Origin of the sequence: Affinirhizobium straminoryzae (assembly GCF_007004135.1) — a bacterium.
GTDB classification, from domain to species: Bacteria; Pseudomonadota; Alphaproteobacteria; order Rhizobiales; family Rhizobiaceae; genus Neorhizobium; species Neorhizobium straminoryzae.
Genome location: NZ_VJMG01000043.1, coordinates 45,134 through 64,698, shown reverse-complemented (window position 1 = coordinate 64,698; position 19,565 = coordinate 45,134). Strand labels below are relative to the sequence as shown.

Sequence of the window (19,565 nt, the reverse complement as noted above, 5' to 3'; positions counted from 1 at the left end):
GTCGGACGACCGCAACGATGTGGATGAGGCCTTGCCGCGCGCCTTTCCCGTTTTGCCAAGGACCGCTTTCGTCTAAAACCCCCTGACGCCTGCGGATGGAGAAGAACCCATGGTCGATCATCGCACATCTGTCGAATCGCTCGGCGAAGACGAGGCGCGGGCGGAGCTTGCCTGGCTTGCCGCCGAGATCGCCCGCCACGACCTTCTCTACCATCAGGGCGATCAGCCGGAGATTTCCGACGCGGATTACGATGCGCTGAAGCGCCGTAACGATGCCATAGAGGCCCGCTTCCCGCAGCTCGTGCGCGACGACAGCCCGTCGCAGCGCGTCGGCGCTGCCCCGGCTTCGGCCTTCGCCCAGATCACGCATTCCCGGCCGATGCTCTCGCTCGACAACACGTTTTCCGACGAGGACGTTCAGGATTTCGTCGGCTCCGTCTATCGATTTCTCGGGCGCCTGCCGGACGATTCGATTGCCTTCACCGCCGAACCGAAGATCGACGGTCTCTCGATGTCGATCCGCTACGAGAACGGCCGCATGGTGAGCGCCGCCACCCGCGGCGATGGCACGACGGGCGAAAACGTCACCGCCAATATCCGCACCATCGGAGAAATCCCGCAGCAGCTGCCGGCCGGCGTTCCGGCGGTGGTGGAGGTGCGCGGCGAGGTCTACATGGCCAAGAGCGATTTTCTGGCGCTGAATGCCCAGATGGAGGCGGAGGGCAAGCAGACCTATGTCAACCCGCGCAACACGGCCGCCGGTTCGCTGCGTCAGCTCGACCCGAAGGTGACGGCAAGCCGCAAGCTGCGCTTCTTCGCCTATGCCTGGGGCGAGATGTCGGAGATGCCGGCCGACACCCAGCTGGGCATGGTCGAAACCTTTGCGCGCTGGGGTTTTCCGGTCAATCCGCTGATGAAGCGGCTGTCTTCGGTGGCGGACATTCTCGCGCATTACCGGGAGATCGGCCTGAAACGTCCGGATCTCGATTATGATATCGATGGCGTCGTCTACAAGGTGGATGAATTGGCGCTGCAGGAGCGGCTCGGTTTCCGCTCACGCTCGCCGCGTTGGGCGACCGCCCACAAGTTCCCGGCCGAGCAGGCTTTTACGACGGTGGATGATATCGACATCCAGGTGGGGCGCACCGGCGCGCTGACGCCCGTCGCGCGCCTGACGCCGGTCACCGTCGGCGGCGTGGTGGTGACGAATGCCACCCTGCACAACGAGGATTACATCAGGGGCATCGGCAATTCCGGCGACCGCATCCGTCCGGAAGCGCATGACATCCGCATTGGCGACACGGTGATCGTGCAGCGCGCCGGCGATGTCATTCCGCAGGTGCTGGATGTGGTGCTGGAGAAGCGGCCGGCGGATGCCGTGGCTTACGAATTTCCGAAAAAGTGCCCGGTCTGCGGCAGCCATGCGGTGCGCGAGCGAAACGAGAAGACCGGACGCCTCGATTCGGTCACCCGCTGCACCGGCGGCTTCGTCTGCCGTGCCCAGGCGGTGGAGCATCTGAAACATTTCGTCTCCCGCAACGCCTATGACATCGAGGGGCTGGGCTCGAAGCAGATCGATTTCTTTTTCGAGGCGGAGGATCCCGCCCTGCAGATCCGCACCGCGCCGGACATTTTCACGCTGAAGAAGCGTCAGGAGGCGTCCCCGCTCACCAAGCTTGAAAACATCGATGGTTTCGGCAAGGTGAGTGTGAAGAAGCTGTTCGATGCGATCGACAATCGCCGCGATATTGCGCTCAACCGCTTCATCTTTGCGCTCGGCATCCGCCATGTGGGGGAGACCACGGCGAAGCTTCTGGCGCGCGCCTATGGCACTTATGCAGCCTTTGAAAGCGCCATGCAGCAGTCCGCCTCCTTCTCCGGCGACGCCTGGGAGGAGTTGAATGCCATCGAGGGCATCGGCGAGGTGATGGCGCGCGCCATCGTCGAATTCTTCAAGGAGCCACGCAATGTCGAGGTGATCTCTCGCCTGCTTCAGGAGGTCACGCCGCAAGCCATGGAACAGGTGGTGGCGACCGGCAGCCCGGTGGCCGGCAAGACCGTCGTCTTCACCGGCTCGCTGGAAAAGTTCACGCGTGACGAGGCCAAGGCGCGCGCCGAAAGCCTGGGAGCCAAGGTGGCCGGGTCGGTGTCGAAGAAGACTGATATTCTCGTGGCCGGGCCGGGCGCCGGCTCAAAGCTCGACAAGGCCCGTGAACTCGGTATCCAGACGCTGGACGAAGACGAGTGGCTGGCACTGATCGGCGGATGATGGTTCGGCTGCGACCCTGATCCGGGGCCGATGGCCTGCCATCCGGCGGATCGCGGGCGCGGTCGGTCAGTCGGCGTTCACCACGCCAAAAAGCCCTTCGATCGTCTCCGTGTCCAGTTCGATCAGCCAGAGATCGCTGTCGAACCGGCGTTCGCGTGCGATGAGCGTGTCCACGTCCGGGGCCTCCACCCGCTGAAGGCGGCGTTCGAAGCGACGCTCCCCGTCGTCGTCGGCGAGCATCTGCGGTGCCGGACCGTAGAGGTCTTCCGTGCCGTCCCGGAACCGGTGGCGGATGAAGATGGCGCCGGCCTGTTCGGCGCCGCGCTGTTCCACCGCCGCAAAGCCGCCGGCGGAAAACACCCGCCTGAGCAGGGCGGACACGAAGATATCGGATCGGAGACGCATGCTGCCCTCGCTGTCATGGACCGGAATTTGTGAGCCTTCTGCGCCAACGTCACCGGCAATACAAGCCAGCGACCGGCGATTGGCGCATCGACACGCTTGATACGCGCACGGGCATCGCATGCGCTTCATGGGCGGGAGCCGGGACAGTCATGCGGCGGTCTTCAGCATATCTTATCGATTGCGCTGCAGCATCCTCGTGGCTTTCGCGCAAGCTTGAGCCTCTATCAGCATCATCGTGAGCGGCAGAAGCGACCGCCCGGTCATGCACAGGAGGGGAAATGGCGAAATACAAATACCAGCAGCATCTGGTTTCGTCCAATGTGCCGGCCTTCGACAAGGAGTGGCAGCCCGGACAGGTGCCGCTCAATTCCGGCATCTACCGCTGCAAGACCTGCGGCGACGAGGTGGCGGTCGGCAAGGGACAGGCGCTGCCGCGCGATCATCACACCCATCCCGTTCTCGGGCCGGTGTCCTGGATGATGCTCGTCTTTGCCCAGGAACATCCGAAGTGAGGCTCTGTTGCCGCGCCGCTTGGCTTTGACGGAGGTGGTTCGCAGCGTGGCGGGTGAAAAACCTAGAGTGCGCCGATCGATTTCAGCTTGTCGAGAACCGCCTGTGACGGCTCGCCGGTGACCGGCAAGCGGTAATGCTTCTGGAAATGCCGGATGGCGGCCTTTGTCGTGTCGCCGACCACGCCATCAACGGTCACGTCACGATAGGCGATGTTCTGCAGTCCGCGCTGGATCTCGAGCACACGCTGCACTTCCGCGCTGGCGGAAACCGGAACCGGCTTCAGGGGATCCTGCACGACCTGCTTGGCGCGTGAAACCGAAGCGATATCGGCAGGCGGTCGTGGTGGTGGGGCAACCGGGGCCTGCAGGTCGCTGGCGGCGCGAATGGCAGCTGCCACCGGATCCTCCGCCTGCGCCTTCAGCAAAGGCCGCGGCTGCGGAACGACGTGGGGAATGACGGCCGGCGTCGAATCGCCTGCGACCGGTGTGGCGCCCGTCTGCGGGATCACCTGCTGAACCGCAGCCACCGGTGCCGCGATGGGTCGTGCCGGGGGTTCTGTGGCGGCAGCCGCCTGATCCGGCTGTTCCGGCGCGCGGGCAATGTGGAAGGTCGTCACATCCCCCTGTGCGGGGAAGCGATTGGGGCGATAGCCGGCGATCGCCTCCATGTCGCCGGGATCCCGCGTCGCGAGAAACGGCGAGGGGTGGCTGCGCGGCTGGTACCAAAGCGCATTGCCGGCAACGAAGGAGAAGACGACGCAAAGACCGAGCGTGCCGAAGACAGTGCGGGGATAGCGGGCGATCTGGCTGCCGGCTGCCGAAAAGACCTGGACCACAAGGCTCGGCCTGCGAGCCGAAGCCTTTCTGCGGTCAGGCGATTTTCGCTTTCGCGCCGTCATGCGCCAATCCCTGTCTACTCGTTACGGACCCCATGGCAAGATGGGCCAGGCGCGGCGGGAATTCAAGCGGTTCGCTGGCGTCCGGCGTAAGCGCTTCCGCCTCCTGTCCCGCAGCCGGCAGGGTCACCGTTACCACGGTTCCCTCGCCAAGGCGACTTTCGATCTGGAACTGTCCACCGTGCAGGGCCACGAGGCCCTTGACCAGCGCAAGACCAAGGCCGGTGCCTTCGTAGGCACGGTTATAGGCATCGTCTACCTGCATGAAGGGCTGGCCGACCAGCGACAGCTTGTCAGCGGCAATGCCGATGCCGGTATCGCTGACGATAAGCGTGACACCGCTCTCGGCTGCCACCGCATCAATGGTCACGACGCCGCCGGCCGGTGTGAACTTGATGGCATTGCAGGCAAGGTTGATCAGGATCTGCTGCACGGCCCGGCGGTCGGCGTTGAGGTCGGCAAGCCCGCGGGTCACACGGGTCGTCAGCGTCACGCCTTTGTTGCGGGCCTGGAGATCCAGCATGGCGCGGCAGGCCTCCACTGCATCGCCGATGCGGAAGGGTTCGGTGACCAGCGCATAGCGCCCGGCTTCCAGCCGGCTCATGTCCAGCATGGTGTTGACGACGGAAAGAAGATGTGCGCCGGACTGGCGGATCAGGCCGACATATTCCTTCTGCCGCTCGCTCTCCAGACGCCCGAAATATTCGCCGGCCAGCACGTCGGAGAAGCCGAGGATGGCGTTCAGCGGCGTGCGCAGCTCATGGCTTACGGCGGCGAGGAAACGGGATTTCGCCTCGTTGGCGGCGCGCACTTCGGCAGCGCAGGCCTCCACCTCGTCGCGCAGGCACTGTTCCTGCGTGATGTCGCGGATCTGCACAAACACCTGGCGCAGCTCGCCGCTCTGATCGGCGACCGCACTGAGTTCGACGCGGACGCCAAGGAACTGGCGGCCGCCCTGCACGGTAAAACCCTGCTCGATGCGCAGATCGACGCTGGCGCTCGCTGCACCCTGGCGCAGCGCGTCCAGCGCCTGCAGCACGGCGATCCGATCGGAGACGTGGGCAATTTCGGCCAGCGCCAGTCCCTCGCGGTCGCGCAGGGAAGACGGCAGCAGGTCGCGCTCGCGGCCACCGGTCCGCTGGATCATCCCCTGCGGATCGCAGAGCAGCACCAGGCCGGGGCAGGCATCAAAGGCGAGATCGGCGCTGTTGCATTCGACCGTGTCCGTGCGACCAGTCCGCGACAGCGTGACGGCGGCGGCGGAGACAGAAAGCAGGCAGACGAGCACCAGGGAAACGCCGAGCGGCAGGGCAATCGCCGGGCTGGCGATCATCGACAGGACGGACGGTACCAGCACGAGAGCGGTGAGCGCACCCAGCATCAGCAGACGCAGGGCCGTCCTGTCAGTGGCATGTGCCACCTCCCGGTCACCCAGCTGCTGCAGCCAGCGGCCGCCCAGGTGATCCAGCACCTGAATGGCTCTGCTGCCAATGGAATGGAATACGCGCACGCCTGTACCTTACCGCGAACTCTTGATGGCCCGACCATAGGCGGCAGTGGCTTAAGGAAAGGATAAAAATCCCGCGGCTGGAGGGCACCGCACGGCGCAATTTGCCGTTTTAGATGTTTCGCTTTGAGGCATCTATCGTTGTGGTTAACGTGCCGTAAGCGCCAGAACAGGCCTTATTTTAGCAAAAATGTTAGGTTTTGATGCAGGTGGCCTGAAAGTTTCGCTTTGTTTTCCCGGGGAGGCGCGGTAATGAAGGTTAACGTCATCCGTTAAAAAGCGAACGGAACGGGTATGGAACCTTCCGCCGGGGATGATCGTTAGAATGCGATTTAAATTCGAGAAGAAGTTGAGCAGTTGCTGTAATAGCGCGTTTTTCCAGTGCCTCTAGGCTCGGTGTTGTGCCTCGGACAAGGGTCTGAGGAAGTGCCGGTCAGGCGGGTGAAAGCAGATGTGGTTTCTGATCAAGGGTAGCGTTTTCTTTGCGATGGGTCTGGTCGTGCTGTCCTATTTCAGCACGAACCCGAATCCCGTGACTGCCGGAGAAAAAACGTTCCAGGTTTCGGATGCCATCAACGCGGCAACGGAAGCTTATTCCTATCTCAGCGCGATCTGTGTCGAAAAGCCGGATGTCTGTCAGAAGGGTAGCGAAACGCTGACGGCACTTGGCTTCCGCGCCAAGGAAGGGGCCCGCGTCGCCTTCCAGTTCCTCGACAGCCAGCTTTCCGAGGACAAGGCACCTGATCAGGTCGCGAAATCTGTCGAGTCGACCGGTGCGCCCACCGTGGTCGACGTGCCGCGCGGCGCGCGTCAGCCCCTGCCGCAGCGGGTCGCCAACAACCAGACGCTCCGCGGCGACGATTTCATCTCCACCGGCTCGGTGCCGGTGCCGCTCGCCCGTCCCATCCACTAGATTTCCGGCAAGAGTGAATAACGACACCCGGACGCATCGCGTAACGATGTGTCTGTGTTGATAGCGAAGACAGCGCGACAGGATGAAGGCCTGCCGCAGGCTGATTGGTGCCGGGTGGGGCTCTGTGAGGCTGACGGGGCTGTCCGGCGGCTCCCGCTGGTGTTCAGCGTCTCACCCGCGCCATGGTGTGGGCATCGACGAAGGCGCCGTCGCGAAAGGCAAAATCCTGAAGCGTGCCTTCCACCGCAAATCCGAAGCGCCGGTAGAGCGCGACAGCCGGCGCGTTGTCGGTGTAGACTGTGAGTTCCAGCCGCCGGAGATTCAGCCAGTTGTCGGCGATGGAAACGATTTCGCCGAGCAGCGCGCGGCCGATGCCGCGCCCCGTAAAGCGATCATGCACCCCCATGCCAATGCTGCCGGCATGCGCGCGCCGGCTGGCAAAACGCGTGAGGCCGATATCGCCGACAATCTGCTCGCCAAGAATGGCCACCAGCGCCGTGACGGTGGCGGGCTGCCCTTCGATGCCTTTGCGGATGTCGTCGGCGCTGTGATAGGGCGTGCGCAGCGTACCGAAGCGGTATCCGGGAAGGTTGTGCAGCGCGGCAATGCCCTCCGCATCGACGGGCGTGCGGACGCGGATGATCAGGCCCTCAGGCCATCGCGCATCGGAAGCGATCGGAAAACGGTCTTGCGTCATGTCATCTGTCCTTCGGAGAAGCCGAGGCAGAGAAGACTGTCGCCAACCCTGCCGTCCTGGCAGGGTTGCGGGGAAATGATCAGGCCATATGCCGACGGTCCACGCACCCTGCCGGGCGAAGGGTGTGGGTCATCACAAGCTGGGTGGCGCGATTGATCATGGAGGTGACACTGTCTTTTCTTTTGCGGCAGGTCAAGGTCTGTCCCGCGCAGCTTGCAATCATGCGGGGCGTGCCTATCTGCTGATCACGATTGCCCGACTGGAGCCCGCCATGCACCCGATTGCCCGCCTTGCAGCCACCTTTGCCGCATTTATCGCTTTATCTGGGTCTGGTTTCGTTCCTGCCCGCGCCGAAGTGGTCGGCAAGGTCGGCGTGGACTGGATGGGCAATGACATCATCATCGACGCACTGACCGATCCCAAGGTCAGCGGGGTGACCTGCCACGTGACCTATTTCGATCGCGGCATGCTGGACCGGTTGAAGAACGGCAACTGGTTCGAGGATCCCTCCAACAATTCCATCGCCTGCCGCCAGACGGGGCCGATCGAGATTGGCAATATCGATCTGTCGAAAGATGGCGAGGAAGTGTTCAAGCAGGGCATGTCGCTGATCTGGAAGAAGCTCGTGGTCAACCGGATCTATGACAAGGCCAACAACACCCTGATCTATCTCGTGCATTCGCGCCAGCTGACCGATGGTTCTGCCAAGATGGCGATCTCCACCGTGCCGCTGTTCAACCAGCCCGTGGTGTGGAAGGGCGGAGCGCCGAAGTAATCGCCACGGGGAGGTCTGGGAGGCCTTGGCGCCTGCAACGGCGAAAGCCCCGGCGGGAAACCGGGGCAGCGCCATCCAGCAATCAGCGCAATCACGTCGTCTCTGTCGGGTTACCCGGTTCAGGCAGCCTGTGCGAGTTCGTCCGCGATGACGGTATCGAGGTTCAGGAAGCAGACCATGGTCTTTTCGAGCGCCACGATGCCGCGGCAGAAGGCGCGCTGGGCTTCCGGAATGATTTCCGGTGCCGGCTGCAGGTCTTCCGACTTGATGGTCATCATGTCCGACACCTGTTCCACCAGGAGGCCGACCAGCTTGCCGGCGATGTCGGTGACGATAATGGCGGCACGTTCCGACGGCTCGGTCATCTTCATGCCGAGACGGCAAGCCATATCGATGACCGGGATCACCGCGCCGCGCAGGTTGATGAGGCCGAGCACGTAAGGCGGCGTATGCGGCATCGGCGTCACCGGAGCCCAGCCGCGGATTTCGCGAATGGCCATGATGTCGATGCAGAATTCCTGATCGCCGAGGTGGAAGGATACGATTTCGAGATAGGCGCCGGACTGTTTGATGGCATTGCTCATGGTCAAAACTCTTCCCATTTTTCTTTGGTGGCCGTCGCAAGCGACCTTGCGGCGGGGCTGCTGCTGGAGATGGCGCTCGCAACCTTGTTCATCAGGCTGCGGGCGGGAGAGGGGCGGGCCTGGGCCGGCGTGCCGGACGCATCCACGGCGCGGGGCCGGGCGCTGGTATCCATGCTGAACTGGGCCATCAGGCGGGTCAGGGTATCGGCGTCGCTGGCAAGCGTATGGCTGGAGGCGTTGGTTTCCTCCACCATCGCCGCGTTCTGCTGCGTCGTCTGGTCCATCTGGCCGATGGCGGAATTGATTTCCGACAGGCCGATGAACTGTTCGCGCGCGGAGGTGACGATGGCGCCGACGTCATCATTGATCTTGAGCACGTCGTCGCCGATGCGGTGCAATGCATCACCCGTGGCCTTCACCAGTTCGACACCGGTCTGAACCTCGGCGCTGGAGCGGGTCACGAGCGACTTGATGTCCTTGGCAGCGCCGGCGGCGCGTCCTGCAAGTTCACGCACTTCCTGCGCCACGACGGCAAAACCCTTGCCGGCCTCGCCGGCGCGGGCAGCCTCGACACCTGCATTCAGCGCCAGCAGGTTCGTCTGGAAGGCGATTTCCTCGACCACGTTGATGATCTTGCCGATTTCGCCTGTCGCGTCCTCGATGCGCTCCATGGCGGCCATGGCATCGGTCACCACATGAGAGGAGGATTCGGCGAAATCCTTCGCCTGGCTGACGAGGTGGCTGGCGCCTTCCGCACGTTCGGTCGCGGTTCGCACCGTACGGGTGATCTGTTCGAGGGCTGCGGAGGTTTGCTCGAGCGATGCGGCCTGCTGTTCCGTGCGCTTGGCCAGATCGTCGGCGGCCGAGCGCATCTGCTGGGCGTTGGCCTGGATGGAGCTGGAGCTGCCGGCGATCTCCGCCATGATCAGGCGCAGCTTGGCGGTCAGCCTGTTGAAGTCTGCGCGCACCGGTTCGAGATCCGCGCGGAACGGGCGCTCGATGGTGACGTTGAGGTCGCCCTCAGAGAGACGGGTCAACGCCGAGGCCAGTGCCTGGGTGGCGGTGCGGACGGCTTCCGTGTCGGCGCGCTCTTCCGCTTCGCGCACGGCGTTTTCGGCCGCAATGCGCTGACGCTCCTCGGCGGTCTGCTGCTCAAGCCGTATCTTTTCGAGCGCTGCCTGGCGGAACACTTCCGTTGCGCGGGCCATCTCGCCCAGTTCATCCATGCCATCGGTGCCCGGCACCGGCGTCTGGCAGTCGCCGGCGACGATGCGGGCCATGCTGTCCTTGACGTTGCGCACCCCGCGCTGGATGGCGCCGCCGTGGATGACCTGCAGCAGGCCTACGATCGCCATGGCGATCGCACCGCAGATCAGCTGGATCCACAGCGCCTGGCGCGACAGGGCCTGCATCTCGGCGATCTGCTGGTTGGCGAGATCCGTGCCGAAGGCCGAAAGCTGTTCCAGCACCTTGCCGATCGCATCGCCCGCACCGTCGATCGCATCGTCGATCGCATCAAATTCCTCGTCGGAGCCGCGCGTTTCCACCAGACGCCGCAGATCGGTCTGGATGGCGCGTGATGCAGTCTCCACCTTTGCCTCGAAACCGGAGGCAAGTTCGGGATGAGCCACGATCTTTGCCAGACTGCTGACGGTCGCGGCACCGCTTTTGAGCTTCTGGCTCGTCTCGGCCATCAGTGCCAGGCGTTCCGGCGTGACCTTTCCGTCGTGGCGGTCAACGATGGTGTCCATTGCGGCCAGGATCATTTCCAGGCTTGCGGATTTCAGGTCATTGAGCTCGTTGCTCTGTTTCCAGATTGCGGCTGCGTCCTGCAGGCCGTCCTCGACCTGCTGCTGCTGATACCAGCCGACGCCGAGAATCGTGCCCATGCCGACAAACGCCGTGATGCCAAGCGTCATGAGCCGGTGGCTCACGGATAGAGTTTTCTTGCCGGCTATGGTGGTCATGTGGCTCTCGGGATCCCTGTTGAGAACGTGCTACCGATGTCGTGAATGTGTTGTGGCAGGTCTTGGCCGCTTCCCCGGATGGTTCTTGGGAATGGCGCGTTCATGCGCCGGCAGCTCTCTGCGACTCTCCCGCAAACTGTCTCAGACAGGTGTTGAACATTCGTTAATCCTGATATGCCGCCAATTCGGCTGGGCAGGCTTCCAGTCTTGAACTATAAGGTTGCCATGAGGTTACCCCAGACCCCCGCAAACTTGCCCTTGGCTTTGGCGATCAGCCTCTCGCTGCTGCTGGCGACGGGCTTTGCCGCCTATGGCTGGTTGCGGCATGGTCTGTCGATCTTTCTCGCCATGTCCGACAGCCTTGCCGCCTGGTGCATGTAACCCTCCGGGCCATGCCGGGCGCCGTGTCGTGCCGGGACAAAACACCGCGCCCCTTTGCCTCCCACACATTCTTGTCTTGCCGCATCTGTGATGCGAGCCTACGGAAAGGGGCAAGTTCTGAAGCCGGGAGTCGTGTCGCATGAAGACGATCAGAATCGTGCTGTGGATCGCCGTTGCCCTGATGGCCGGCGTGCTGGGCTGGCTGACGCTGGAAATGACGCGTTCCACCAAGGAGATCGCCGAGGGGCCTTTCGGGGTGCCCTTCCAACTGGTGTCGCAGACTGGCGCGCCGATTACCGAAAAGGCCTTCCAGGAGCGTCCGACGGCGTTGTTCTTCGGTTTTACCCATTGCCCGGAAGTCTGCCCCACCACGCTCTTTGAAATGAACGGCTGGCTGCATCGGGTGGACCCTGACGGCACCAAGCTCAATGCCTATTTCGTCACCGTCGATCCGGAGAGGGACGCGCCGGATACACTGAAGCAGTACATCACCAATGTGACGGATCGCGTCGTCGGCATTTCCGGCCCGGTCGACAAGGTGGGCGAGATGGTGAAGGGCTTTCGCGTCTATGCCCGCAAGGTGCCCGTCGACGAGAAGGATCCCAATGGCGACTACACCATGGATCACACAGCCTCCGTCTTCCTGCTGAACCATGGCGGCCGATTTGCCGGTACCATCGCCTATGGCGAGAATCCGGAAACGGCGGTGAAGAAGCTGGAAAACCTGCTGAAGGGCTGACAAGCCTTTGCGGGTCCTGCGCTGCTTCTTGAAGCGGGCTGCGGTTTTGTGGCATTGCTGCCCCTCATTTCGACATGCCGCACGCCATGAAGCCGTAGAAAGAGCCAGACCGTGAGTGAAATCCGCCTCTTCGTCACCGTTACCGAACGGGAATCGGAAGATATTCTCGAGCTGCTCTCCCTGTGTTTCGGCGAGGAGGATTTTGCCATCGGCACCACCGAAGTGGACGAGAAGGCCGATCGCTGGGAGGCCTCCGTCTACATGATGCGTGAGGATGAAGACGCCGTCCGGGCGCGCTTTGAGGAGACGATTGCCGAAGCCTATCCGGGACTTGTGATCGAGCGCGAGGACCTGCCCGAGATCGACTGGATCGCCAAGTCGCTGGAAGGGCTGAAGCCGGTGCGCGCCGGTCGTTTCCTGGTGCATGGTTCGCATGACCGCGACAAGGTGCGCACCGGCGATGTCGCGATCGAGATCGATGCCGGCCAGGCTTTCGGCACCGGCCATCACGGCACGACGGCAGGTTGCCTGGAAATGATCGAGCAGGTGATGCGTGCCCATCCGCCGAAAAATGCGCTCGACCTCGGGACCGGCAGCGGCGTTCTGGCGATAGCCGTGCGCAAGCTGCGCCGCATTCCTGTTCTGGCGACCGATATCGATCCGGTCGCGGTGCGGGTGGCGAAGGACAATGTGCGCCTGAACGGCATTGTCGAGGGGCTTTCGCTGGAAACGGCGCCGGGCTTCCATTCTTCCGCCTTCGACCGGCACGGTCCCTTCGATCTGATCATTGCCAACATTCTGGCGCGTCCGCTGATCCGCATGGCGCCGCAGCTTGTGACCCATCTGTCGCCCGGCGGCGACGTCATCCTGTCGGGCATTCTGGCCGCGCAGCGCTGGAAGGTGATTGCCGCCTATTCGGGCGCGGGCCTTGCCCATGTCCGTACCCTCTGGCGCAATGGCTGGGTGACGATCCACCTGAGACACGACCGCTGAAGGCGTCGCCTTCGGCGCACAGGCAAACGGGGCGTCCTGCGGCGCCCGGCGGCAACATCCGGAGCGAAAGTAGATCCATGTTCCAGTCCTTTGAAACCACCTCGTCCCCCGCGCTCGGCCCGGCCCGCGTCGAGGCACTTCGCGCAAGGTTCGACGCCCTCGGGATCGATGGCTTTCTCGTGCCGCGCGCCGACGAGTTTCAGGGTGAGTATGTGCCGGCTTCGGCCGAGCGGCTGGCCTGGCTGACCGGCTTCACAGGTTCTGCCGGGATCGCCCTGATCCTGCGTCAGCAGGCGATCGTCTTCGTGGATGGCCGCTACACCACGCAGTTCGTGCAGCAGGTGGATCAGGCAACCTTCACGGCCGGCGATCTGGTGGGCGAACCGCCGCACAAATGGATCGCGGCCCATGGATCGCGCGGGCTGCGCCTCGGTATCGATCCCTGGCTGCACAGCGGGCAGGACGTGGCGCGCCTCGAAGCCGCGCTATCGGCCTGTGGCGGTAGCCTCGTCATCCTCGACGGCAATCCGGTTGATGGGCTGTGGCAGGACCGTCCGGCCGCGCCGATGGGTGTCGTCAGCGTGCAGCAGGAGCAGCATGCGGGCCGGCCGGCGGCTGAAAAGATCGCCGCCATGGCCGCTGCCGTGGCGGACAAGGCCGCAAATGCGCTGCTGGTTGCCGATCCCTCGTCGATTGCGTGGATCTTCAACATTCGCGGTGCCGACGTGCCCCACACGCCGCATCCGCTCGCCCGTGCGATCATCACAGCGGAAGGTGCAGCCGAGCTGTTCATCGAGCCCGCCAAGGTTTTGGGCGAGGCTGCCTCGCATCTCGATGCGCTTGTAACGCGCCATGAACCCGCCGCCCTTCTCGATCGGCTGGCAGTCCATGCCGCAGGCGGCCGCAAAATCCTCGTCGATGGCGATGTTGCCTCGATCGCGCTGACGCGGGCGATCGCGGCGGCCGGCGGCATCGTGGTCGAGGCCGCCGATCCGGCCCGCCTGCCGCGTGCGATCAAGAATGCCGTCGAGCTCCGGGGCTCGGCGGAGGCGCATGTGCAGGACGGAGCGGCCATGGTGCGCTTTCTGTACTGGCTGGACAGCCAGGTGCCGGAGAGCGTCACCGAGATTTCCGCCGTCACCGCGCTGGAAGGGTTTCGCGCCCGGGTCGGCGAAAGCCTGCAGAACCCGCTGAAGGATATTTCCTTCGACACGATTTCCGGGGCAGGGGAGCATGGCGCGGTCATCCACTACCGGGTGACGACCGAAACGGATCGGCGCCTGCAGGCGGGCGAGCTGTTCCTGATCGATTCCGGCGCCCAATATGTGAACGGCACGACCGATATTACCCGCACGGTGGCCCTCGGGGCGGTGCCCGAAGAGCAGAAAAAGTTCTTCACGCTGGTGCTGAAGGGCATGATCGCCATTTCCGCGGCGCGTTTTCCGAAGGGCACGCGCGGCTGTGATCTCGATCCCCTGGCGCGCATTGCGCTGTGGAAGGCCGGCGCCGATTACGCGCATGGCACCGGCCATGGCGTCGGCTCCTATCTCTCGGTGCATGAGGGGCCGCAGCGCATTTCGCGCGTGTCCACGCAGGAACTGCTGCCGGGCATGATTCTCTCCAACGAGCCCGGCTATTATCGCCCCGGCGCGTTTGGCATTCGCATCGAGAACCTGATCTATGTACGGGAACTCGAGCCGATCGAGGGTGGCGACCTGCCGATGATGGGCTTTGAGACGCTAACCTGGTGCCCGATAGACCGACGGCTGATCCTGACCGCGCTGCTGACCGCGGAAGAGCGGGCATGGATCGACAGCTACCACGCCACCGTGCGCGAAAAGCTGGCGCCGCTGATTGCCGAGCCGGATGTGCGCGACTGGCTGGAACGGGCGACCGCGCCGCTCTGAACGGAATGTGGCCCCGCATGCGGATGCGCTGCGGGGCAAGGGGGCATCAGGCCAGGATGAGGTGGCGCAGAACCATGGCTGTGCCCCATCCGGCCGCGATCAGGGCAAAACCCTGCCACCGGAGCCCGACCAGAACCGCAACCGCCATGGCAATCTTCACGTCGAGGCCGCCATCGTAGAAGGCGGGTGCGACCAGCGTGGTCAGCACGGCGGCCGGAACGGCATTCAGCGCTGTTTCCATGCGCGGCGGAATGCGGGCCATGCGGCTCACCAGCAGATAGCCGCCGATGCGGGTTAGGTAGGTTGCAAGACCGGCGGCGAGGATGACGAGCGCGGTGTGGAGATCGGTGAGCCTGTCCATCAGCGTACCTCCCGTTCGGCCGCAGCCGGCGGCGGACGATGGGCGATCAGCGCGGTGACGATTCCCGCCAGCGCGCCGAGGCTGACATGCCAGGGCGATCCCACCACATGCATGGCGATGATCGAGGCCGCCGCACTGACTGGCACCACGAGGCCGAACAGCGGGCGCCTGCGAAAGCCCAGCACGAGCCCGAGGAAATAGACCGGCAGCAGCACGTCGACGCCAAGTGCGACCGGATCGCCGATCAGGCTGCCGAACACGGCGCCGAGCGCGGAACTCAGGACCCAGAGCAGGTAGATGATGGCGGCGACACCGAGATACCAGCCGGTCTCCAGCCGCCCGGTGCGGTCCACCTGCTTCATCGCCTCGGCAAATTGCGGATCGGTGAGGAAGAAGAAGATGCCGGCCTTGGACGTCAGGTTCTTGTCGTCGAGATGCGGGGTCAGGGCGGCCGAATAGAGGATATGTCGGAAGTTGACGGCAAACACCGACAGCACGACCAGCCAGGCCGGCACATCGGTGCCGAACAGTTTTACGCCGACCAACTGGCTGGCGCCGGCAAAGATGATGCCGCTCATCATCGTGGCTTCCAGCGGCGAGACGCCGCCATCGACGGCCACGGCGCCGAACAGCAGGCCGAAAGGGGCGGTCGACAGGCCTACCACGAGCCCGGTTCGGGCACCCTGCCAGAAATGCGTCTTATGCATGCGTGTTTCCTTGTGCACCGCGGGCTCGTAAGCAAACGCGAGGCGAAGCACAAGCCAACAGAATTGACGCTGCCATGCAGGATTCTGATGGTCGTGCGGCACTTCAACACACAGCCGGCCGGTCGGGTTGCTGCCGTGCGGGAGTTTTCTCGACGGGCGGAGATGGCGGGGCGGTGACGGAGGGAGCGGCGATCCTCAGTCCGACAACACGTCGCGGCTGGTGATGATGGCGACACCCTTTTCGCGCATCTCGGCGATGGCGGCCTTGACCCCTTCCGGGTCGATGCCGCGGCTGGCATCCTCGATGAAGCACACCTTGGCGTCGGGCAGCATGTCGCGGGCATCGAGGGCGGAAAATTTCACGCAGTAATCGGTGGCCAGCCCGCAGATATCGAGCTCCTTGACCTGCTGTGCCTTCAGGTAGCCGGCAAGGCCCGTCACGGCGGCCTGATCGTTGTCGCGGAAGGCCGAGTAGCTGTCGACGGCAGGATTTTCACCCTTCTGCTGGATGTAGTCGATGGCATCCGTGTTGAGATCCGGATGGAAATCGGCGTCGGGCGTCGTCTGCACGCAATGGTCCGGCCACAGCACCTGCGGCTTTCCGGACAGGGTTCCCATGTCGAAAGGCTTTGCGCCCGGATGCTGCGAGGCGAAGCTGCCATGATCGGCGGGGTGCCAATCCTGCGAGGCCACCACGAGATCGTAGGAGCCGTCCTCGATCAGCCGGTTGATGACCGGCACCACCTTGTCACCCTCCGGAACCGGCAGGTTGCCGCCCGGGCAGAACCCGTTCTGCACGTCGATGATCAAAAGGGCCTTCATGGTCCGTTCTCCCCGGTCTTTTTGCCGGCAAAGGATGCCAAGCCCGCCTGCGGCAATCAAGCCGCAATACGATCCGACCGGTGCCTTTCACTGCCAATGGCAGCCGATGCGTGCCGGATGATTCGCGACGCACCGCGTCCTGCCCCATGTGCCGTCGCTCGAAACACTCTCATCCTCCCGAAAACGTGATCTTAAGCGTGGCTGCTGAGAAAATTTTTACCATGTCGGGAAAGCTGCCCTTGCTGCCGCTCAAACAGGCGCCGGAAGCCCGCGCAGGCCTGCGGATCCGGGCCTTGCTGCGGCATTGCCGCGCGATCTTCGCATTTTCGCTAAACTTCTGTCAGCATCCGGCTATAATGGGCATGACGCTCAAGAGGGGCCACGTAAAGAAATTGGTTACCATAATTCGTCATCCTGATCGCACTTCGTGGAAGTGTGCGGGCGTGGGCTTAGGCCGTGTGCCCTGTCTGGGCTTCCCGTCCGTGTACGGCGCTTCAGCGCCGCGTATCCGAGTTGCGAGTAAAGGGTGACGCGTATCATGGCACTGGCTTTTGCGACGGAGCGATCCGTCTCCCGATCTTCCAGGCTCAATGCCAGCGATGCGGTCTCGGGTGGTTTCGTCAAATATGCGATGCTGGTGGGAACGACACTGGCCGCGGGTGCCTGGATGATCGGCGCGCTGGCAACCGTGCACAGCGTGGCGAGCATCAAGCCCACCGATTTTTCCTATGATATGCGTGCATCGCTCGATCTGAAGCCGTTGTCGCAGCAGGTTTCGGCCGATCGCGTGATCCGCGTTTCCAAATTTTCCCGCCTGGCCGGAGGGGCGGCTGAAAAGGCCGGCCGTCTGGAGGGTGCGCATATGGCGCAGTTGCAGGCGCTGCGTCCGGCCGACCCGAGCGTGAAGCAGGGGCTTGCCGCGGCCATCGCCCGGGAAGAGACGGAAAAGCAGTTTGCCGCACTGACGAACAAGCGCCCCTCCACCTCTGACGTTAAGAGTGCGCTCGTTTCTGCATTGCAGGACAGTGTTCTGGTGGCACCGCCGACCGAGACGGCCTGGGATGCGCAGCCTGTGGGCAATGCCGAAGACGGGCAGGTGGAAGTGGCGGATCTGCAGAGTTCTGCGGAACTGGCGGTGGCCGAAGCCGTGGGACCGGGCGCAGATACCGGTCTTCCGATGGAGGGGCCGCTGCCGATCCGCCGCCCGGCGGCCAATGCGCTTGCCATGGCCATCGCCCCCTCCGCAGAGACGAAGCCGGTTGACAGCAAGCCCGCCTCGCGCATCAAGCCGCAGCCGGTGGTGGCCGAGGCGGATGATGACGAGGAGGAGGATGCTCCGAAGGCGCTGGCCTTCGCCCGCCCGGACAATCCGACCAAGAACATCAGCCGCGCCGTGCCGTGGCCGGACCAGAATGTGAAGATCGCCGTTTACGACATCACGGCCGCCAAGGTCTACATGCCGAACGGCACGGTCATGGAAGCGCATTCGGGCATCGGCGAGATGCGCGACAATCCGAAGTTCACCCATGTGAAGATGCGCGGCCCGACGCCGCCCGGCACATACAAGCTGTCGATGCGTGAAACACCCTTCCATGGCGTGGCAGCCATCCGCCTGACGCCGACCGACGGCGTGGCACCGCTTGGCCGGACCGGTCTGCTGGCCCATACCTATCTCCTGCGCAGCGCGCCGGGCGATTCCCACGGCTGCGTGGCCTTTGCCGATTACAACAAGTTCCTCAATGCCTACAGGCGCGGGGAGGTGACGCACATGATCATCGTCAACCGCCACGACGGCACCATCCCGATGGCGGCCCTGCGCAAGATCAACCCGCGCGGCGGCAGCGGCTCGGGCGTGGCGGCCACCCCGGTTGCCGATGAGGGCGGCAATCGCCGCACGCTGATGGACTACCTGAAGCGCGACGGCTGAGGCCAGGCCTCAGCCAAGCAGGTCCCGAGCGATGGCGAGAAAGATATGCGCGCCGGTCGGGATCAGCTGATCGGGAAAATCGTAATCCGGATTGTGCAGGGCTGGATGCGTCTCTCCGGCCCCCAGAAACAACATCGCCGATTTCGCGACCGTACCGAAGCGTCCGAAATCCTCCGAGGCGCGAAAGGCTTCGCCTTCGGCATGCGGCAGTCCTTCCGCTTCCAGCGCGCGGCGAATGATGGCCGCGGCCTCGGGGTGGTTGACGCAGTGGCCGAATTCGTCGTGATAGCTGAAGCTCACCTGAAGCCCGTGTTCGGCGGCCATTGCCCGCGCCATGTCTTCCGTCAGCGCCCGCAGATCCGCCATGTCAGCATCCCAGACGGTGCGCAGCGTCACCCACAACTCACCATGCCCGGGGGCGATCCCGAAGGCCGGCTCGCCGATCGTGACATGGGTCACGGTTGCCAGCACCAGATCGCCGCCAGCGAGCGTGCCGGTCCGCAGGGCGGACAAGGCAGGGATGAGGGCCGCAATGGCCGGCGCCGGCGACATGCCGGTTTCCGGCATCGAGGCATGCGCCGTCTTGCCGGAAAAGGTGATCTTCAGGCCGCAGGAGGCGCAATTGGCCGGCCCCTCCTTGATCCAGCTGACACCCAGCGGAATGCCCGGCATGTTGTGCAGGGCAAAGGCAAAATCCGGTTTCAGCGAATGAAACTTCGGATCGGCCAGCACGGCTGCGGCACCGGCACCGTTTTCCTCGGCGGGCTGGAACAGCAGAACCACGCGGCCTTTCGCCGGCCGCGCGCGGCCGAAGACGAGGGCCAGGCCGGCAAGGATCGCCATGTGCCCGTCATGGCCGCACATATGCCCCTTGCCGGCGATCCGCGAGCGATGCGCAATCTCCGATATTTCTGCAATCGGCAGCGCATCCAGCTCGGCGCGGAACATGACCGTCGGTCCCGGCGCGGCACCGTTGAACACAGCCGCGACGCCGGTGCCGCCAAGCCCGGTGACGATCGCATCCGGCGCAGCGCCGTCCAGAAACCGTACCACCGCCGCCGCCGTCTGATGCTCGTCACCGGAGATCTCCGGCATGGTATGCAGATAGCGGCGCCAGCGGACGAGATCGGCAAGATCGGTGTCGGACAGGGGCATGCGGGTCTCCTTCTGCAGAGCAAGGAGAGGTAGCGCCTCGTCTCTTTG

Annotated in this window: 19 protein-coding genes; 9 read left to right on the top strand and 10 right to left on the bottom strand. The window is 63.9% G+C overall.

Annotation, left to right across the window (positions count from 1 at the left end):
* Nucleotides 1-109 precede the first annotated feature (109 nt).
* The gene (ligA, locus tag FNA46_RS15375; protein WP_143126090.1) at nucleotides 110-2,269 is read left to right on the top strand and encodes an NAD-dependent DNA ligase LigA; all 2,160 of its coding nucleotides are present in this window, start codon (nucleotides 110-112) and stop codon (nucleotides 2,267-2,269) included.
* Nucleotides 2,270-2,335: 66 nt separating this feature from the next.
* On the opposite strand, the gene FNA46_RS15370 is transcribed toward ligA, so the two are convergent.
* Nucleotides 2,336-2,674, bottom strand: coding sequence for a DUF1491 family protein (locus FNA46_RS15370; protein ID WP_143126089.1), 339 nt, complete (start codon nucleotides 2,672-2,674; stop codon nucleotides 2,336-2,338).
* Nucleotides 2,675-2,952: 278 nt separating this feature from the next.
* Between FNA46_RS15370 and FNA46_RS15365 the strand changes: the two genes are divergently transcribed.
* Nucleotides 2,953-3,186 (top strand): hypothetical protein, encoded by a 234-nt coding sequence (locus FNA46_RS15365; RefSeq protein ID WP_143126088.1) that lies wholly within the window; start codon nucleotides 2,953-2,955, stop codon nucleotides 3,184-3,186.
* 62 nt (nucleotides 3,187-3,248) lie between these two features.
* Here the strand turns inward: FNA46_RS15365 and FNA46_RS15360 are convergent, their stop codons facing one another.
* Both FNA46_RS15360 and FNA46_RS15355 read right to left on the bottom strand, forming a co-directional pair.
* Nucleotides 3,249-4,022: a peptidoglycan-binding domain-containing protein gene (locus FNA46_RS15360; protein WP_342782393.1), complete on the bottom strand. Its 774-nt coding sequence runs from the start codon at nucleotides 4,020-4,022 to the stop codon at nucleotides 3,249-3,251.
* Between the two features lie 34 nt (nucleotides 4,023-4,056).
* Entirely contained in the window at nucleotides 4,057-5,553 is a 1,497-nt protein-coding gene (locus tag FNA46_RS15355; RefSeq protein WP_185969873.1) for a sensor histidine kinase, read from the bottom strand.
* 487 nt (nucleotides 5,554-6,040) lie between these two features.
* Here FNA46_RS15355 and FNA46_RS15350 point away from each other — a divergent pair, with 487 nt between their 5' ends.
* On the top strand, nucleotides 6,041-6,502 hold the full coding sequence (locus tag FNA46_RS15350; RefSeq protein WP_143126086.1) for a DUF5330 domain-containing protein: 462 nt from the start codon (nucleotides 6,041-6,043) through the stop codon (nucleotides 6,500-6,502).
* Between the two features lie 163 nt (nucleotides 6,503-6,665).
* On the opposite strand, the gene FNA46_RS15345 is transcribed toward FNA46_RS15350, so the two are convergent.
* Complete coding sequence (locus FNA46_RS15345; RefSeq protein WP_143126085.1) at nucleotides 6,666-7,199, bottom strand: GNAT family N-acetyltransferase; 534 nt, start codon at nucleotides 7,197-7,199, stop codon at nucleotides 6,666-6,668.
* A 271-nt stretch (nucleotides 7,200-7,470) separates the two neighbouring features.
* Here FNA46_RS15345 and FNA46_RS15340 point away from each other — a divergent pair, with 271 nt between their 5' ends.
* Nucleotides 7,471-7,974, top strand: a complete 504-nt coding sequence (locus tag FNA46_RS15340; protein WP_143126084.1) for a CreA family protein — start codon at nucleotides 7,471-7,473, stop codon at nucleotides 7,972-7,974.
* A 119-nt stretch (nucleotides 7,975-8,093) separates the two neighbouring features.
* On the opposite strand, the gene FNA46_RS15335 is transcribed toward FNA46_RS15340, so the two are convergent.
* Entirely contained in the window at nucleotides 8,094-8,558 is a 465-nt protein-coding gene (locus FNA46_RS15335; RefSeq protein ID WP_062554154.1) for a chemotaxis protein CheW, read from the bottom strand.
* Nucleotides 8,559-8,560: 2 nt separating this feature from the next.
* Complete coding sequence (locus FNA46_RS15330) at nucleotides 8,561-10,525, bottom strand: methyl-accepting chemotaxis protein (protein WP_143126083.1); 1,965 nt, start codon at nucleotides 10,523-10,525, stop codon at nucleotides 8,561-8,563.
* A 258-nt stretch (nucleotides 10,526-10,783) separates the two neighbouring features.
* On the opposite strand from FNA46_RS15330, the gene FNA46_RS26545 reads away from it, so the two are divergent.
* The 4 genes from FNA46_RS26545 to FNA46_RS15315 all read left to right on the top strand — a co-directional run bounded on the left by FNA46_RS26545 (nucleotide 10,784) and on the right by FNA46_RS15315 (nucleotide 14,545).
* Entirely contained in the window at nucleotides 10,784-10,906 is a 123-nt protein-coding gene (locus FNA46_RS26545; protein WP_281288955.1) for a hypothetical protein, read from the top strand.
* 139 nt (nucleotides 10,907-11,045) lie between these two features.
* Complete coding sequence (locus tag FNA46_RS15325) at nucleotides 11,046-11,645, top strand: SCO family protein (RefSeq protein ID WP_143126082.1); 600 nt, start codon at nucleotides 11,046-11,048, stop codon at nucleotides 11,643-11,645.
* 111 nt (nucleotides 11,646-11,756) lie between these two features.
* Complete coding sequence (locus FNA46_RS15320; protein WP_143126081.1) at nucleotides 11,757-12,638, top strand: 50S ribosomal protein L11 methyltransferase; 882 nt, start codon at nucleotides 11,757-11,759, stop codon at nucleotides 12,636-12,638.
* A 77-nt stretch (nucleotides 12,639-12,715) separates the two neighbouring features.
* Entirely contained in the window at nucleotides 12,716-14,545 is a 1,830-nt protein-coding gene (locus tag FNA46_RS15315) for an aminopeptidase P family protein (RefSeq protein WP_143126080.1), read from the top strand.
* Between the two features lie 46 nt (nucleotides 14,546-14,591).
* On the opposite strand, the gene FNA46_RS15310 is transcribed toward FNA46_RS15315, so the two are convergent.
* From FNA46_RS15310 to pncA, 3 genes are all read right to left on the bottom strand, one after another.
* Nucleotides 14,592-14,906, bottom strand: coding sequence for an AzlD family protein (locus tag FNA46_RS15310; protein ID WP_143126079.1), 315 nt, complete (start codon nucleotides 14,904-14,906; stop codon nucleotides 14,592-14,594).
* Complete coding sequence (locus FNA46_RS15305) at nucleotides 14,906-15,613, bottom strand: AzlC family ABC transporter permease (protein WP_143126078.1); 708 nt, start codon at nucleotides 15,611-15,613, stop codon at nucleotides 14,906-14,908. Before FNA46_RS15305 ends, FNA46_RS15310 begins: the two co-directional genes overlap by 1 nt.
* Before the next feature lie 195 nt (nucleotides 15,614-15,808).
* Nucleotides 15,809-16,435: a bifunctional nicotinamidase/pyrazinamidase gene (gene pncA / locus FNA46_RS15300; RefSeq protein WP_143126077.1), complete on the bottom strand. Its 627-nt coding sequence runs from the start codon at nucleotides 16,433-16,435 to the stop codon at nucleotides 15,809-15,811.
* Between the two features lie 538 nt (nucleotides 16,436-16,973).
* Here pncA and FNA46_RS15295 point away from each other — a divergent pair.
* Entirely contained in the window at nucleotides 16,974-18,362 is a 1,389-nt protein-coding gene (locus FNA46_RS15295; protein WP_143126076.1) for a DUF2778 domain-containing protein, read from the top strand.
* A 9-nt stretch (nucleotides 18,363-18,371) separates the two neighbouring features.
* Here the strand turns inward: FNA46_RS15295 and FNA46_RS15290 are convergent, their stop codons facing one another.
* Complete coding sequence (locus tag FNA46_RS15290; protein ID WP_143126075.1) at nucleotides 18,372-19,517, bottom strand: amidohydrolase; 1,146 nt, start codon at nucleotides 19,515-19,517, stop codon at nucleotides 18,372-18,374.
* Nucleotides 19,518-19,565: the final 48 nt, after the last annotated feature.